This is a genomic window from Nocardioides litoris, assembly GCF_006346315.1.
GTDB lineage: Bacteria > Actinomycetota > Actinomycetes > Propionibacteriales > Nocardioidaceae > Nocardioides > Nocardioides litoris.
Map to the genome: position 1 here is coordinate 190,210 of NZ_VDMR01000008.1, position 15,140 is coordinate 205,349.

The following is a 15,140-nucleotide window of genomic DNA, read 5'->3' on the forward strand; positions in this document are numbered from 1 at the left end:
GCGACGAGCGAGGATCAGTGCTGGTAGGTGCCGTGGAGGATCGCGCGGGCGGCGGTCTTGAAGACCAGGTTGAACGAGACGACCGCGGGCGAGGCGTCGGCGTCGACGCCGAGCGAGGGCTCGGTGACGGCGTGGACGACGAAGTAGTAGCGGTGGACCTGGTCGCCCTGCGGCGGCGCCGCGCCCATGAAGCCCTTGCTGCCGCCGTCGTTGCGGCAGTGGAACGCGCTGCCGGGCAGGTCGGCGCCCTCGGCCCCGGCCCCGGTGTCGAGGGAGGTCACGTCGGCGGGCAGGTCGACCAGCACCCAGTGCCAGAAGCCGCTCGGGGTCGGCGCGTCGGGGTCGAAGCAGGTGACGGTGTAGCTCTGCGCACCCTCGACGGGCTCCCAGGACAGCTGGGGCGAGGTGTTGCCGGCGTCGGCGACCTGGTCGTCCTTGATCGGCTGTCCGTCGGTCACGTCGGTGCTCGTCACGGAGAACGACGGGACGGCCGGCAGCAGGGTGTAGGGGTCCGGTGAAACGGGGCGGTCGAGATCCATGACAGCAACGTACGGGAGGATGCCTGGGTGCAGGACGCCCACAAGGAGAGCCAGATCTACGCGACCGGGCTGCGGCTCGGCGGACGCCGGGTGGTGGTCGTCGGGGGTGGTCACGTGGCCCAGCGGCGCGTGCCCGCCCTGCTGGCGGCCGGTGCGCGGGTGGTCGTGGTCGCGCCGGCGGTGACCCCGGCCATCGAGGGCCTGGTGACCGCGGGCGAGGTCGAGTGGCACGAGCGCGGCTTCGAGCCGGCCGACCTCGACGACACCTGGTACGCCGTCGCGGCGACCGACGACGCCGCGGTCAACGAGGCCGTGGGCGCGGCGGCGGAGGAGCGTCGCGTGTTCTGCGTCCGCTCCGACGACGCCGACCGCGCGAGCGCCTGGACGCCCGCCGTCGGCACGGCGGCGGGGGTGACGGTGGCCGTCCACGGCGACCGCGACCCCCGGCGCTCGGTCGCCGTGCGCGACCAGGTGCTCGACGGCCTGCGCACCGGCACCATCTCCTCGACCCGCCACCGGGTGCAGACCCCCGGCGTCACGCTGGTCGGCGGCGGGCCGGGCGACCCCCAGCTCATCTCCCTGGCCGGTCGCCGGGCCCTGATGGAGGCCGACGTCGTGGTCGCCGACCGCCTCGCGCCGCGCGAGCTGCTGGGCGAGCTGCCCAGCGACGTCGAGCTGGTCGACGTGGCCAAGCTGCCGCGCGGCCGCTCCGCGCAGCAGGAGGAGATCAACCGCATCATCGTCGAGCGGGCGCAGGCCGGCCTGCGGGTCGTGCGCTTCAAGGGCGGCGACAACTTCGTCTTCGGCCGCGGCTACGAGGAGGTCCTGGCCTGCCGCGCGGCCGGCGTCGCCGTCGACGTCGTGCCGGGCCTCTCGAGCCCGCTCGCCGTCCCGGCGATCGCCGGGATCCCCGTCACCCACCGCGGCATCGCCCACGAGATGACCATCGTCTCCGGCCACCTCGCGCCCGGGCACCCCGGCTCCCTCGTCGACTGGGACGCCCTGGCTCGGCTCCGCGGCACCCTCCTGCTGATGATGGCCGTCGAGCACGGCCCCCAGATCGCCTCCGCCCTCGTCGCCGGCGGCCGCCCCGCCGGGACCCCGGTCGCGGTCGTGTGCGACGGCACCATGGCCACCCAGCGCACGGTGCTCTCCACCCTGGGCGAGCTGGAGCACGACCTTGCGGCCGAGGGCGTCAAGCCGCCCGCGATCATCGTCGTGGGCGACGTCGTCGCGGTCGCCCACCCTGCGCACTACCCCGAGCGCGCCGCGGTCGCGGCCGATGCCTGAGGTCGCTGTCCCCACGGTCGGGGTCACCGACCCCGACGACCCCCGGCTGGCCGACTACCGCGACCTGCGCGACGTCACCCTGCGGCGCAGCCTCGAGGTCGAGCACGGCCTGTTCCTCGCCGAGGGCGAGAAGGTCGTGCGCCGGGCGTGGGAGGCCGGCTTCCGTCCCCGCTCCTTCCTCATGTCCGCCCGCTGGGTCGACGGGCTGGCCGACGTGCTGGCGCCCGCCGCCGCGCTCGGGGCGCCGTGCTTCGTCGTACCGGAGGAGGTGGTGGAGGCCGTGACCGGCTTCCAGGTCCACCGCGGCGCGCTGGCGTCGTACGAGCGGCGGGCGCTGCCGCCGGTGGCCGAGGTGCTCGCGGGCGCGCGGTCGGTGGTGGTGCTCGAGGACCTCGTCGACCACACCAACGTCGGCGCCGTCCTGCGCTCCGCCGCCGCGCTCGGCCTGGACGCCGCCCTGCTCGCGCCCCGCTGCGCCGACCCGCTCTACCGCCGCGCGGTCAAGGTCGGCATGGGTGCGGTCTTCGCCCTGCCCTGGACCCGGGTGCCCGACTGGCGCACGGCCCTGCCCGACCTGTCCACGGCCGGGTTCACCACCGTCGCCCTCACCCTGGCCGAGGACTCCGTGCCCCTCGACGAGGCCGTCGCGGGCCGGGAGAAGGTCGCCCTCGTGCTCGGCTCCGAGGGGCACGGCCTCTCGGCGGCCTGGGAGCGCGCGGCCGACGTCCGCGCCACCATCCCCATGGCCCGCGGCCCCGAGGTCGGCGTCGACTCCCTCAACGTCGCCGCCGCGGCCGCCGTCGCCTGCTGGGTCACCGCCCGCCGCTGACGGAGCCCGCGGCGTGGTCTCGAGACGCGACTCCGTCCCTCCTCGACCACCGTGTGGTCCGGGACCACGCGGCCTGCGCGTGGTGGATCTGGCCCCCACGGTGGTCGAGGAAGGCCGCCTGGCGGCCTGTCTCGAGACCACGCGACCGCAGCCGTCGGGAGGCCTTGGGACGGGACGCCCGGCCCTCCTCGACCACCGTGTGGTCCGGGACGACGCGGCCTGCGCGTGGTCGATCTGGCCCCCACGGTGGTCGAGGAAGGCCGCCTGGCGGCCTGTCTCGAGACCACGCGACCGCAGCCGTCGGGAGGCCTTGGGACGGGACGTCCGGCCCTCCTCGACCACCGTCCGGTGGGACGCTCAGTCGGCCGCGGGCTCCTCGCCCACGGGCCAGTCGGCGGGGTAGTCCTCGGCGAGGGAGTCGTGCTGCTTCTGCAGCTTCTTGCGCGCCTTGGCCGAGACCCGGTCGCCGAAGACGGTGCCGTTGGTGTGGTCGGTCTCGTGCTGCAGGCAGCGGGCGAGCAGCCCGGTGCCCTCGAAGTGCACCGGCTCGCCGTCCAGCCCGGTGCCGTCGACGGCGGCCCGGTCGGGCCGGGCGCAGTCGACGAACGCGCCGGGCAGTGACAGGCAGCCCTCGTCGGACTCCTCCAGGCGCCGGTCCTTGCCCTCGGGCAGGGTGAGCACCGGGTTGCACACGACGCCGACGGTCCGCACGCCGTCCTCGTCGGGGCAGTCGAAGACGAACAGCGCCACGTCCTCGCCGACCTGGCAGCCGGCGAGGCCGACCCCGTCGGCGGCGTACATCGTGGCCACCATGTCGGCGGCGAGCGTCCGCAGCGCGTCGTCGTACGCCGTCACCTGCTGCTGCGGGCGGTGCATGACCGGGGTGCCCCAGCGGGTGATCGGCCGGACCGATCCGCCCTCGGGCAGGGGACCGTGGGGTGCGCGGACCTCGTCGCTGGGCATGCGCCGCATCCTAGGGAGGGCGCCGCCGGCCACGGTGACGCCCCTCACCGAGGTTGCTGTAGCGCACTGTGTAACTCCGAGTTACATTTGGGTCATGTCCCTCATCCCAAGCCTCAAGCCCGGGGGCCGGCACGGCGTCCCGAGCTCGGAGTCGCGTGACCCGATCGGCTACCTCGTCGCGGGTCTGAACAAGCTCGCCCAGAGCGACCTGCTCGACCGGGTCGGTCTGCGCAAGCCCGCCGAGCAGGCCGTCTTCACCGTCACCCGCGACGGGTTCAAGACCCTCACCACCGCCAGCCGCACGTTCGCCAGGGCGGGGTCGAAGGGCACGGCGGGCACCCGCCCGTCCGCCGCACCGCGGACCGGCGTCTTCGACCTCACCCCGTCCGAGGACGAGCAGATGCTCGTCGACGTCGTGACCGAGTACGCCGAGGAGGTCGTCCGCCCGGCCGCCGTCGAGGCCGACGAGACCTGCGAGGCGCCCGAGTCGGTCCTCAAGGCCAGCCTGGAGATCGGCCTGCCGATCCTGGGCGTGCCGGAGGCGCTCGGCGGGATCTCCGAGGAGCGCTCGGCGATGGCCGGCACGCTCGTGGCCGAGGCACTGGCCAAGGGCGACATGGGGCTGGCCGTCGCCACGCTCGCCTCCGGGTCGGTCGCGACCGCGCTCGGCCTGTGGGGCACCGACGCCCAGCAGCAGACCTACCTGCCGGCGTTCACCGGTGACGACGTGCCGGCCGCGGCGCTCGCGCTCGTCGAGCCGACCGTGCTGTTCGACGTGCTCAACCCGGCGACCACGGCCCGTCGCACCGCCGACGGCTTCGTGCTCGACGGCGTGAAGTCGGCCGTCGCCCGCGGGGACAAGGCCGAGCTGTTCGTCGTCGGCGCCGAGCTCGAGGGCAAGCCGGTGCTCTTCCTCGTCGAGTCCGGCGTCGCCGGGCTGTCGGTCGAGGGCGACCCGTCGATGGGCGTCCGCGCCGCCGGCCTGACCAGGCTCACCCTCGACGGCGTCACCGTCCCCGCCGACGCGGTGCTCGGCGAGTCCGACGGGTCGACCTACACCGAGGCCGTCCGGCTCTCGCGCCTGGCCTGGTGCGCCCTGGCCGTCGGCACCGCGCAAGCCGTGCTCGACTACGTCACGCCCTACGTCAAGGAGCGCGAGGCGTTCGGCGAGCCGATCGCGCACCGGCAGTCGGTGGCGTTCATGGTCGCCAACATCGCGATCGAGCTGCAGGCCATGCGCCTGCTCACCTACAAGGCCGCCTCCCGCGCGGCCGCCGGCAAGGACTTCTCCCGCGAGGTCGCGCTGGCCCGCAAGGCGTGCACCGACAAGGGCATGCAGATCGGCCTCGACGGCGTCCAGCTGCTCGGCGGCCACGGCTACGTCAAGGAGCACCCGGTCGAGCGGTGGTACCGCGACCTGCGTGCCATCGGCATCATGGAAGGGACGGTGCTGGTCTGATGGCCATCAACCTCGAGGACCCCAAGAAGTTCCGCCCGCTCGTGGGGCAGGCCCACCAGGTCGCGATGAACATGCTGCGGCCCATCTCGCGCAAGTACGACCGCGCCGAGCACGCCTACCCCAAGGAGCTCGACATGCTCGCGGCGATGATCGACGGGCTGTCCGACTCCGGTGCGTCCGAGGGCGCCGGCGCGGCCGGCGTACGCCGCGACGAGAAGCCGTCCGAGCAGGGCGCGGGCACCAAGAACGGCGCCAACCTCGCCTCGGTCATGTCGATCACCGAGATGTGCTGGGGCGACGTCGGCCTGCTGCTCTCGATGCCGCGCCAGGGCCTCGGCAACTCCGCCATCGCCTCGGTGGCCGACGAGGAGCAGCTGAAGAAGTTCGACGGCGTGTGGGCCGGCATGGCCATCACCGAGCCCGGCACCGGGTCCGACTCGGCCAACATCAAGACCACCGCGGTCCTCGACGGCGACGAGTACGTCATCAACGGGGAGAAGATCTACGTCACCTCCGGTGACCGGGCCGACCACATCGTGGTCTGGGCGACCCTCGACCGCGACCTCGGTCGCGCGGCGATCAAGTCCTTCGTGGTGGCCAAGGGCACGCCGGGCATGCGCGTCGACCGGCTCGAGCACAAGCTCGGCATCCGGGCCTCCGACACCGCGACGATCATCTTCGAGAACTGCCGCGTGCCGAAGGAGAACCTGCTCGGCTCGCCCGAGGTCGACGTCAAGCAGGGCTTCGCGGGCGCCATGGCGACCTTCGACAACACCCGCCCGCTGGTCGCCGCGATGGCCGTCGGCTGCGCCCGCGCCGCCCTCGACCTGACCCGCGGCCTGCTGGCCGAGGCCGGCACCACCGTCGACTACGACCGCCCGGCGATCGTGCAGTCGGCGGCCGCGGCCAAGTTCCTGCAGATGGAGTCCGACTGGGAGGGCGCCTACCTCCTGATGCTCCAGGCCGCCTGGATGGCCGACAACCGCCAGCCCAACTCGCTCGAGGCCTCGATGGCCAAGGCCAAGGCCGGCCGCGTCGGCTCCGACATCACGCTCTCGTGCGTCGAGCTCGCGGGCTCGATCGGCTACAGCGAGGCCGAGCTGCTCGAGAAGTGGTCGCGCGACTCCAAGATCCTCGACATCTTCGAGGGCACCCAGCAGATCCAGCAGCTGATCGTCGCCCGCCGCATCCTGGGTCTCTCCAGCGCCGAGCTCAAGTAGCCCCACCCGCACCACCCCTCGTTGACCCGTCGTGATCCACGGCGGGTCAGCGTGCTCGGTCCACGGCCGCGGCGATCGGGGGCAGCAGGCCGAGCAGCTCGGCGCGCTCGGCCCCGGTGAGCACGGCGTACGGCGGGCAGGCGAGCTCGTCGGTCAAGCGCTCCACGCGCTCCCGCAGCGCCCGGCCGGCATCGGTGAGCCCCTCGTCCTCGTCGAGCACCCCGCGCTCGCGGAGTCCGCCGATGACGGCGTCGAGGTACCTCGCCGGCAGGTGGTGCACGCGCCCGAAGGTGCGCGGTGCGGTGCCCTCGCCGGCCGCCCACAGCACGTGCGCCTCGGTGCCGCCGACCCCGCAGGTCAGCAGCGCCGCCACGTGCCCGTCGCCGCGGTGCTCGCGCAGCAGGTCGGCCGCGTGCCACAGCCGCTCGACGGGCTCCGCCGGCACGGGTACGCCGCGCAGCCCGGCGTACAGGGGGCGTCCGGCGACCGGCGCCCCGGTGGCCGCGCGCACCAGCAGGTCGGCCGCACGGACGGTCGAGGGCGTGGTCGCCCGGTCCCCGAGCGCGGACCGCAGCACCCCGACGCAGCCCGCGACCCGGGCCTGCCGGGCCGCCTCGGGGGCGACCCGGTCCCACACCTGCGGGACGTGCCGGGCCACCTCACCGGGCGCGAAACTGTAGAAGATGGCGTCGACGACCTCGGCGGGCGGCCGGCCGAGCGGCGCGGCGCGGGCGGCGAAGTAGCCGTCCCAGTAGCTGCTGAGCCCCAGCGCGACGAGGCCGTCGTGGGCGCCCTCGTGGCGGTAGGGGATGAGGCCGATCGGCTCCACGAGGTCGTGGAACCGTCGTGCGGTGCGGGCGTCCATGCTCCTCCGACCCTGCTCGTGGCCCGGAATGAGCGCTGACCCGTCGTGAGGTCACGACGGGTCAGCGGGAGGGTGGCGCCGGCAGGGCTCAGGAGGGGCTGGGCGGGCGGTCACCGTCGACGTCGCCCGAGGCCTCGGGGGGCTTCGGCGGCAGGGTGCCGGACGGCGTGTCGCCGCCCTGTGCGCCGGCCTCGGCGCCGGCGTCCTCCGGGGCGTCGGTCGCGGCGGGCGGGGTCTCGGTCTCCGCGGCCGACTCCTCCAGGTCGTGGCCGGCGACCGGGGCGATGTCGGCCGGGGTCACCTCGACCTTCTCGTCCTCGGCGGCCTTGTCGATCTCCGTGACCGGAGCCGGCTCCGGGGTCGCGGCAGCCTTCTTCGCGGGGGCGGACTTCTTGGTCGGGGCCTTCTTGGCCGCAGGCGCCTTCTTCGCCGGGGCCGGGGCGGCCGGGTCCGGGGTGGCAGCCTTCTTGGCCGCCGGCGCCTTCTTCGCCGGGGCCGGGGCGGCCGGGTCCGGGGTGGCAGCCTTCTTGGCCGCCGGCGCCTTCTTCGCCGGGGCCGGGGCGGCCGGGTCCGGGGTGGCAGCCTTCTTCGCGGCGGGCGCCTTCTTGGCCGGCGCCTTCGAGGCGGGCTCCTTCTTCGCGGGGGCGCCCGTGCCGGCGCCGGGGTTGACCGGCCCCTTGGCCGGCGGCTTCTGCACCGGGGCCTTCCTCGCGGCGGGCTTCGGCGAGGGTGCCGGGGGAGCCTTGACGTCGGTGGGCGGGGGCGCGGGGCGCTCGGACTTGCCGTGGCCGGGCAGCACGTGGCCGACGGCACCGACCGCCTTGCCGGCCGCGCGCAGCGGGAGACGGACCACGGAGCTCACGGTCTTCAGGAGGGGCATGGCCCCAGAGTGGCACCCCCGCCGCCGCTGGTCAGCGCCCTGTCGGGTGGACGGACGGCGGTTGTGACCGGCGCCACGCCGTTTCGGGTGGCCGGGGCCGTGGCAGCGTGACCCCGTGGCCGACTCCCGCACCGAGACCATCGTCTCCGTCCTCGCCGACGCGTTCGCCCCGCTGATGGAGGCCGACCCCGTCGCCTTCCGGGCCAAGTACCGCAAGATGGCGCGCGACCCGCACGCCTTCTACCGCGGCTCGGCCTGCTTGTTCTTCCACGACCTCGTCCGCGAGCGCGCCGACGACGACACCTTCGCCACCGGCGCCGCGGGCCGCATCTGGGTCCACGGCGACCTCCACGTCGAGAACTTCGGCACCTACCTCAACGCCGACGGCCGGTTCGTCTTCGACGTCAACGACTTCGACGAGGCCTACCTCGGGCGCTTCACCTGGGACCTCCAGCGCTTCGCCGCCTCCCTGGCCCTCATGGGCTGGCAGAAGGCGCTCCCGGTGGCCGACGTCGAGTCGCTGACCGCCACCTACCTGCGCTCCTACCTCGAGCAGGTGCGGGCGTACGCCGCCGACGCCACCGACGACTTCGCGCTCACCCTGGGCAACACCGAGGGCCCGATCCAGGACGCACTGGTCGAGGCGCGGGCGCAGCGGCGGGCCGACCTGCTCGACGCCAACACCCGGGTCGTCGACGGGGTCCGTCGGTTCCGCGACCACAGCAGCGTCCGGCGCCTCGACGACGCCGAGCGCGAGCGCGTCGAGGTCGCCTACGAGCGCTACCTCGACACGATCCCCGAGCACCGCCGCTCCGAGCGGCCGCTGTTCTACGACCTGCGCGACGTCGTCGGCAAGTCGGGCTTCGGCATCGGCAGCGCCGGCCTGCCGGCGTACAACCTGCTGATCGAGGGCTACAGCCAGGCGCTCGACAACGACGTGCTGCTGTCGATGAAGCAGGCCAACGTGCCCGCCATCAGCCGGTTCGTCGACACCGCCGACGTCGAGCAGTACTTCGAGCACGAGGGCCACCGCACCGTGGTCAGCCAGCGGTCGCTGCAGGTGCACACCGACCCGCTGCTCGGCTACAGCGACATCGACGGCACCGGGTTCCTGGTGGCCGAGGTGTCGCCGTACGAGGTCGACCTGGACTGGTCGGGCCTGACCGAGCCCTCGCAGATGGGGCAGGTCGTCGGGCTGCTGGGCCGGGCGACGGCGAAGATCCACTGCGCCTCCGACGAGGACAGCGAGGAGGACCTCGTCGACTTCCAGGTCGAGGACGCCATCGTCGGGGCCGTCGGCGGCCGCGAGGACGAGCTGGTGCGCTGGGTGACCGACTTCGGCGCGTCGTACGCCGAGCAGGTGCGTCGCGACCACGGCCTGTTCGTCGAGGCGTTCCGCGACGGGTCGGTCGGGGTGACCGCTACGGCGTGAGGCCGGCTCCGGCCGACGGCGTGCCGTCGAGGTGGCCGGGGGCGCGGTGCCCGGCGGCCACGAACGCGGCGTCGACGGCTCGGCGGCAGGCCTCGGCGCGCTCGGCGGGCACGAGCGCGATCGCGGAGCCGCCGAAGCCCCCGCCGGTCATCCGGGCGCCGAGCGCGCCCGCCTCGAGCGCGGTGGTCACCACGAGGTCGAGCTCGGCGCAGGAGACCTCGAAGTCGTCGCGCAGCGAGACGTGGGAGGCGGTGAGCAGCGTGCCGACGCGCGGCCAGTCGTCGGCGGCGAGCGCCTCGACGGTGGCGAGGACCCGCTCGTTCTCGGTGACGACGTGCCGGGCGCGGCGGCGCAGCACGTCGTCGTCGAGGCGCTCGACCTCCTCGAGGGTCGCCGGGCGGAGCGAGGGGTGGTGGAGCAGGCGGGCTGCCTCCTCGCACTGCTCGCGGCGGGTGCCGTAGCCGCCGTCGGTCAGCTCGTGCGAGACGCGGGTGTCGACGACCAGCAGCTCGAGCCCGGCCGCACGCGGGTCGACGTCCACCGGCTCGACCGAGCCGGTCTCGAAGTCGAGCAGCAGGGCCCGGCCCTCCTCGGCCAGCAGGACCGCGGTCTGGTCGAGGCCGCCCGTGGGCGCCCCGACGACCTCGGTCTCGGCCCGGCGGCAGGCCGCGACCAGCTCGCGGCGGCGCTCGGCGTCGAGGGGCAGGTCGAGCGCACCCGCCACGGCGACCGCCACGACCGCCTCCAGCGACGCCGAGCTCGACAGCCCGGCCCCGAGCGGCACGTCGGTCCCGAGCGCGATGTCGAGGGCGGGGACCTCCCAGCCCGCCTGCTCGAGCGCCCACAGCACGCCGGCGGCGTACGCCGCCCAGCCGCGCACCGCGCCGGGCGCGGCGTCGGCGGGCGTGCCCTCCCACGGCTCGGGCTGCTGCGCGCTGGTGATCCGCGACGCCCGGCCGTCGCGCCGGGTGACCCGCGCGACGGTGGCCGCGGGGATCGCCACCGGCAGGCACAGCCCGGCGTTGTAGTCGGTGTGCTCCCCGATGAGGTTGACGCGTCCGGGCGCCCGTGCGGTCAGGTCCACCCCGAGAGCCTAGAGTTGGTGCACGTGCAGCTCCTCGGCGAGACCCCCGCGCACGACCTCACCTACGACGACGTCTTCATGGTGCCGCGCCACAGCACGGTCACCAGCCGGTACGACGTCGACCTGACGACGTCCGACGGCACCGGCGCGACCCTGCCGATCGTCGTGGCCAACATGACCGCCATCGCCGGCAAGCGGATGGCCGAGACGGTCGCCCGCCGCGGCGGCCTGGTGGTCGTGCCCCAGGACATCCCGGCCGCCGTCGTGGCCGAGGTGGTGGCCTCGGTGAAGTCACGCCACCTCGTCTTCGACACCCCGATCACCCTGCGGCCGGACCAGACGGTCGCCGAGGCGCTCGCGCTCATCCCCAAGCGGGCCCACGGTGCGGCCGTGGTGGTCGACGACGGTCGCCCGGTCGGGGTCGTCGCCGAGCGCGACTGCCGCGAGGTCGACCGGTTCGCCCAGGTCGGCGCCGTGATGCGTGAGCCGGCCGTCGTGGTCGGTGACGACGCCGACGCCCGGGAGGTCTTCGACCGGCTCGACGCCGCCCGGGCCGGCCTGGCCGTCGCGGTCGACGTCTCCGGCGGGCTGGTGGGGGTGCTCACCCGCACCGGCGCGCTGCGCGCGACCCTCTACACGCCCGCCACCGACGCCCACGGCGGCCTGCGCGTGGCCGCTGCGGTCGGCGTCAACGGCCGGGTCGCCGAGACCGCCCGCGAGCTGCTCGACGCGGGCGTCGACTGCCTCGTCGTCGACACCGCCCACGGCCACCAGGACCGGATGCTCGAGGCGCTGCGCGCCGTGCGTGCGCTCGACCCGCAGGTCCCGGTCGCGGCCGGCAACGTCGTCTCGGCCGAGGGCACCCGCGACCTGGTCGAGGCCGGGGCCGACATCATCAAGGTCGGGGTGGGCCCGGGTGCGATGTGCACGACCCGGATGATGACCGGCGTCGGCCGACCCCAGTTCTCCGCCGTGCGGGAGTGCGCGGACGCCGCGCGCGGGCTCGGTGCCCACGTGTGGGCCGACGGCGGGGTGCGCCACCCCCGCGACGTCGCCCTCGCCCTGGCCGCGGGCGCCTCGTCGGTCATGGTCGGGTCGTGGTTCGCCGGTACGCACGAGTCGCCGGGTGACCTCGAGCACGACGCCGACGGCCGGGCCTACAAGGTCTCCTTCGGCATGGCCTCCGCGCGCGCGGTCGCCTCGCGCACGGCGGGGGAGTCGGCCTACGACCGGGCCCGCAAGGGCCTGTACGAGGAAGGCATCTCCTCCTCGCGCATGTACCTCGACCCCGCGCGCCCCGGTGTCGAGGACCTCATCGACCAGATCTGCTCCGGCCTCCGCTCGGCCTGCACCTACGCCGGCGCCTCGACCCTCGAGGAGCTGCACGAGCGGGCGCTCGTCGGCGTCCAGTCGGCCGCCGGGTTCCACGAGGGACGTCCGCTCTCGACCAGCTGGTAGGTCGCGGCCGTCAGCGGGAGGAGCGCGCGGTCCGTCCCTTGGTGATGCCGACGAAGGCCTGCGTCCGGTCGTCGTCGCGCTCGACCTGCCACACCAGGGCGATGGTCGTCGGCTCCAGGTCGACGACGGGGCGGGTGACGACGTCCTTGCGCGCGTGCAGGCGGGCCACCGACATCGGCACGATCGCCACACCGGTGCCGGCGGCCACGGTCTCCACGGCCTCGCCGGCCGACATCGGCGGCCAGGCCAGCTGGTCGACCCGGGGCGCCCAGCCCGACGGGTGGGGGAGGACGAGCTGCTCCTCGGCCAGGTCGTCGAGCGAGACGCCGTCGTCGCCGGCCGCCGCCACCAGGTGGTCGCGCCCGGCCACCACGACCGGCACCTCGTCGTACAGGCGGACGGCGTGGAGCGCGGGGGGACCGGAGCGGTCGACGGGCAGGCGCACGATGGCCATGTCGACCTCGCCCGCCCGGACCCCGTCGGCCTGCTCGGCCTCCTCGACGGGCAGCAGCTCCAGCGGCTCCGTGGTGCGCTCGCGCCAGGCCCGGGCCCACTTGTCGGGCGTCGCCCCGGTCACGAAGGCCACCCGGAAGGTCATGGGACGAGCCTAGGCGCTGGCGTAGGTTCGCAGCGTGCGCGTGCTCGTCACCGGTGCGACCGGCTACGTCGGCTCCCGGCTCGTGCCCGCCCTCCTCCGGGCCGGCCACGACGTGGTGGCCGCGGCCCGCGACCCCCAGCGGCTCGACGGGTTCGCCTGGGGTGACCAGGTCGAGCGGGTCTACCTCGACGTCGAGGACACCGTCTCGGTCCACCTCGCCGTGCGCCGGGCCGACGCGGTCGTCTACCTCGTGCACTCGATGGGGGCGGGGGAGTTCGTCAAGCGCGACCGCGAGGGCGCCGAGAGCGTGGTCGCCGCGTGCTCCTACGCCGGCACCGACCGCGTCGTCTACCTCTCGGGCCTGGTGCCCGACGAACCGCGTGACCGGCTCTCCGACCACCTGTCCTCCCGCCTCGACGTCGAGGAGGTGCTGCTGGAGGGTCCGACGCCGGCCACGGTGCTGCGCGCCTCGATGGTCATCGGGGGCGGCTCGATGTCCTTCGAGGTGCTCCGACGCGTGAGCGAGCGCCTCCCGGTGGCCACGATCCCGCGGTGGATGGACAGCCGGATCCAGCCCGTGGCGGTGGAGGACGTCGTCCGGCTGCTGGTCGCGGCCCTGGAGGGCGAGCCGCGCAACCGCGCCTACGACGTCGGCGGCGACGAGGTGCTGACCTACCGCGAGCTGATCGCCCGCTTCACCGAGATCGCGGGCCTGCACCGCCCGCAGGTGCCGATCCCCGTGGCGCCCGCCCCGCTGGTCGGCGAGGCCGTCGGGCTGCTGACCGGGGTGCCCCGCGCGACGGTCAAGGCGCTGGTCAAGAGCCTGACGCACGACATGGTCTGCCTCGAGGACGACGTCCGCCGTGACCTCGATCCGGGGACGCCGTACCTGTCCCTCGACGAGGCCGTGCGGCGGTCGCTGGCCGGCGACACCGCCGCCACCTCGATCGACGGCGACGTGCAGGGCCAGGCGGCCAGCGACCCCGCCTGGGTGGGCTCCACCCTGGCCTGACCACCCGGTTCGACACGAACCGGACAGGTGTTCGCCCCGTGCCTGGAAGCAAATTCTTCACAAGTTGTGCATACGTGAAGTCACATTCGGGCACACTGCCCGGGTGGAGCCCTCAACCGTGCCTGCCCAGGTCACGCCCGACCTGCGTGTCCGGGCCAAGAACATCGACGCCGAGCTCGTTGGCTCGCGCATCCGCCTCGCCCGCCAGCGTGCCGGCCTGACCCAGGGGGAGGCCGCCGGTGACTTCATGTCCACGGCCTACATCTCCCGCATCGAGGCCGGCCAGCGCCGGGCCAGCGCCGAGCTGCTCGTGGCCCTGGCCAACCGGCTGGGCTGTGATCCCGAGGAGCTCCTCGCCCCCGACGACGACGTGCTCGCCCGCGAGCACGAGGCGCGGCTGACCCTCGAGCTCGACTACGCCGAGCTCGAGCTGCGCACGGGGGCCGCGGACGCGGCCCTCCCGCGCGTCGAGGCCGTGCTCGACGACGAGGAGATCACGCCGCCGCTGGAGGCCAAGGCCCGGCTCCTCCACGCCCAGGCGCTGGAGATGACCGGCGACCTGGCGGCCGCAGTGGCGGAGCTCGAGGCCCTGCTGACCGAGACCGCGGACGCCCTCGGGCGCATCCGGCTCCTGATCGCCCTGAGCCGCTGCTACCGGGAGCAGGGCGACTTCGTCCGGGCCTGCGAGATCGGCGAGCGCGCCGGGGTGCTGGTCGACGCAGCCGACCTCGCGGGCAGCACCGAGGGGGTGCAGCTGGCAGTCACGGTCGCGGCTGCCTACTTCGAGCGGGGGGACACCCACCACGCGCTGAGCCTGTGCGAGCGGGCGGTCGCGAGCGCCGAGCGGCTCGAGTCGCCCCAGGCGCGCGCGTCGGCCTACTGGAACAGCAGCATCGTGCTGCAGGGCCAGGGCAACATCGCCGACGCCCTGCCGCTGGCCCAGCGCGCCGTCGCCCTGCTCGAGCAGACCCAGGACGCGCGCAGCATGGCTCGTCTGCGCAACCAGCTCGGTCTCATCCAGCTCTCCACAGACCCGCCTGAGCTCGACGGAGCGCTGCTCAACCTCGAGCGCGCCCGGGTCGAGATGGAGGCGTCCGAGACCAGCCCGCTCGACCGCGGTCGCAACCAGGTCGGACGCGCTCGGTGCCGCTTGCTCATCGGCGACGCCGAGGAGGCCGAGCGGCTCGCCGAGGACTGCTTCGAGCGGATGCGTGAGTCGCACCTGCTCGTCGCGGCCGAGGCCCTGGTCGTGCTGGGCCAGGTGGCGGCTGCTCGTGACGACGTGGTGACGGCCGTCTCGCACCTGCGCCGCGCCCTGGTGGTGATGGGCGGGGTCGGAGCCGAGCGCGAAGCGGCCCAGCTCTGGTTCGAGCTGGCCAACCTGCTGCAGGACCACGGCGCGGTCGAGGAGGCCATCGAGGCGTTCCGTCGGGCCGGCGCATCGACCGGCTTGACCCACTCCACCATCCCGCAGGCGCGGGCGGCGCAGCGATCGAGCAGCAACCGCTAGC

General features: G+C 74.5%; 14 protein-coding genes. 8 read left to right on the plus strand and 6 right to left on the minus strand.

What is annotated here, in order from left to right:
* Positions 1 to 14 precede the first annotated feature (14 nt).
* Entirely contained in the window at positions 15 to 539 is a 525-nt protein-coding gene (locus FJQ57_RS18810; RefSeq protein WP_139983308.1) for a YbhB/YbcL family Raf kinase inhibitor-like protein, read from the minus strand.
* Positions 540 to 566: 27 nt separating this feature from the next.
* Here FJQ57_RS18810 and cobA point away from each other — a divergent pair, with 27 nt between their 5' ends.
* Complete coding sequence (cobA, locus tag FJQ57_RS18815; protein ID WP_246081898.1) at positions 567 to 1,829, plus strand: uroporphyrinogen-III C-methyltransferase; 1,263 nt, start codon at positions 567 to 569, stop codon at positions 1,827 to 1,829.
* Positions 1,822 to 2,658: a TrmH family RNA methyltransferase gene (locus FJQ57_RS18820; RefSeq protein WP_139983310.1), complete on the plus strand. Its 837-nt coding sequence runs from the start codon at positions 1,822 to 1,824 to the stop codon at positions 2,656 to 2,658. The genes cobA and FJQ57_RS18820 overlap by 8 nt, the downstream gene beginning before the upstream one ends.
* A 357-nt stretch (positions 2,659 to 3,015) precedes the next feature.
* Here FJQ57_RS18820 and def read toward each other — a convergent pair whose 3' ends face one another.
* A complete protein-coding gene (def, locus tag FJQ57_RS18825; protein WP_170219506.1) occupies positions 3,016 to 3,621 on the minus strand; it encodes a peptide deformylase in 606 nt (201 codons plus the stop codon).
* A 94-nt stretch (positions 3,622 to 3,715) separates the two neighbouring features.
* Here def and FJQ57_RS18830 point away from each other — a divergent pair, with 94 nt between their 5' ends.
* Entirely contained in the window at positions 3,716 to 5,080 is a 1,365-nt protein-coding gene (locus tag FJQ57_RS18830; RefSeq protein WP_139983313.1) for an acyl-CoA dehydrogenase family protein, read from the plus strand.
* Positions 5,080 to 6,300: an acyl-CoA dehydrogenase family protein gene (locus FJQ57_RS18835; protein ID WP_139983315.1), complete on the plus strand. Its 1,221-nt coding sequence runs from the start codon at positions 5,080 to 5,082 to the stop codon at positions 6,298 to 6,300. The genes FJQ57_RS18830 and FJQ57_RS18835 overlap by 1 nt, the downstream gene beginning before the upstream one ends.
* A 46-nt stretch (positions 6,301 to 6,346) precedes the next feature.
* Here the strand turns inward: FJQ57_RS18835 and FJQ57_RS18840 are convergent, their stop codons facing one another.
* Together FJQ57_RS18840 and FJQ57_RS23080 are read right to left on the minus strand one after the other, a co-directional pair.
* Positions 6,347 to 7,165 (minus strand): SCO6745 family protein, encoded by an 819-nt coding sequence (locus FJQ57_RS18840; protein WP_139983317.1) that lies wholly within the window; start codon positions 7,163 to 7,165, stop codon positions 6,347 to 6,349.
* A gap of 88 nt (positions 7,166 to 7,253) precedes the next feature.
* Positions 7,254 to 8,045 (minus strand): hypothetical protein, encoded by a 792-nt coding sequence (locus FJQ57_RS23080; RefSeq protein WP_211349134.1) that lies wholly within the window; start codon positions 8,043 to 8,045, stop codon positions 7,254 to 7,256.
* A gap of 115 nt (positions 8,046 to 8,160) precedes the next feature.
* On the opposite strand from FJQ57_RS23080, the gene FJQ57_RS18850 reads away from it, so the two are divergent.
* Positions 8,161 to 9,477 carry a DUF2252 domain-containing protein gene (locus FJQ57_RS18850; RefSeq protein WP_246081899.1) on the plus strand — a complete coding sequence of 439 codons (1,317 nt, stop codon included), beginning with the start codon at positions 8,161 to 8,163 and terminating at the stop codon, positions 9,475 to 9,477.
* Here FJQ57_RS18850 and galK read toward each other — a convergent pair.
* A complete protein-coding gene (galK, locus tag FJQ57_RS18855) occupies positions 9,467 to 10,561 on the minus strand; it encodes a galactokinase (protein WP_139983319.1) in 1,095 nt (364 codons plus the stop codon). The genes FJQ57_RS18850 and galK overlap by 11 nt on opposite strands.
* Positions 10,562 to 10,585: 24 nt before the next feature.
* On the opposite strand from galK, the gene FJQ57_RS18860 reads away from it, so the two are divergent.
* Positions 10,586 to 12,019 carry a GuaB1 family IMP dehydrogenase-related protein gene (locus FJQ57_RS18860; protein WP_139983623.1) on the plus strand — a complete coding sequence of 478 codons (1,434 nt, stop codon included), beginning with the start codon at positions 10,586 to 10,588 and terminating at the stop codon, positions 12,017 to 12,019.
* 10 nt (positions 12,020 to 12,029) lie between these two features.
* Here the strand turns inward: FJQ57_RS18860 and FJQ57_RS18865 are convergent, their stop codons facing one another.
* A complete protein-coding gene (locus FJQ57_RS18865) occupies positions 12,030 to 12,617 on the minus strand; it encodes a LysR substrate-binding domain-containing protein (RefSeq protein ID WP_139983321.1) in 588 nt (195 codons plus the stop codon).
* A gap of 34 nt (positions 12,618 to 12,651) precedes the next feature.
* On the opposite strand from FJQ57_RS18865, the gene FJQ57_RS18870 reads away from it, so the two are divergent.
* Both FJQ57_RS18870 and FJQ57_RS18875 read left to right on the plus strand, forming a co-directional pair.
* Positions 12,652 to 13,629, plus strand: coding sequence for an NAD(P)H-binding protein (locus FJQ57_RS18870; protein ID WP_139983323.1), 978 nt, complete (start codon positions 12,652 to 12,654; stop codon positions 13,627 to 13,629).
* Positions 13,630 to 13,747: 118 nt separating this feature from the next.
* Positions 13,748 to 15,139: a helix-turn-helix domain-containing protein gene (locus FJQ57_RS18875; protein WP_170219507.1), complete on the plus strand. Its 1,392-nt coding sequence runs from the start codon at positions 13,748 to 13,750 to the stop codon at positions 15,137 to 15,139.
* Position 15,140 lies beyond the last annotated feature (1 nt).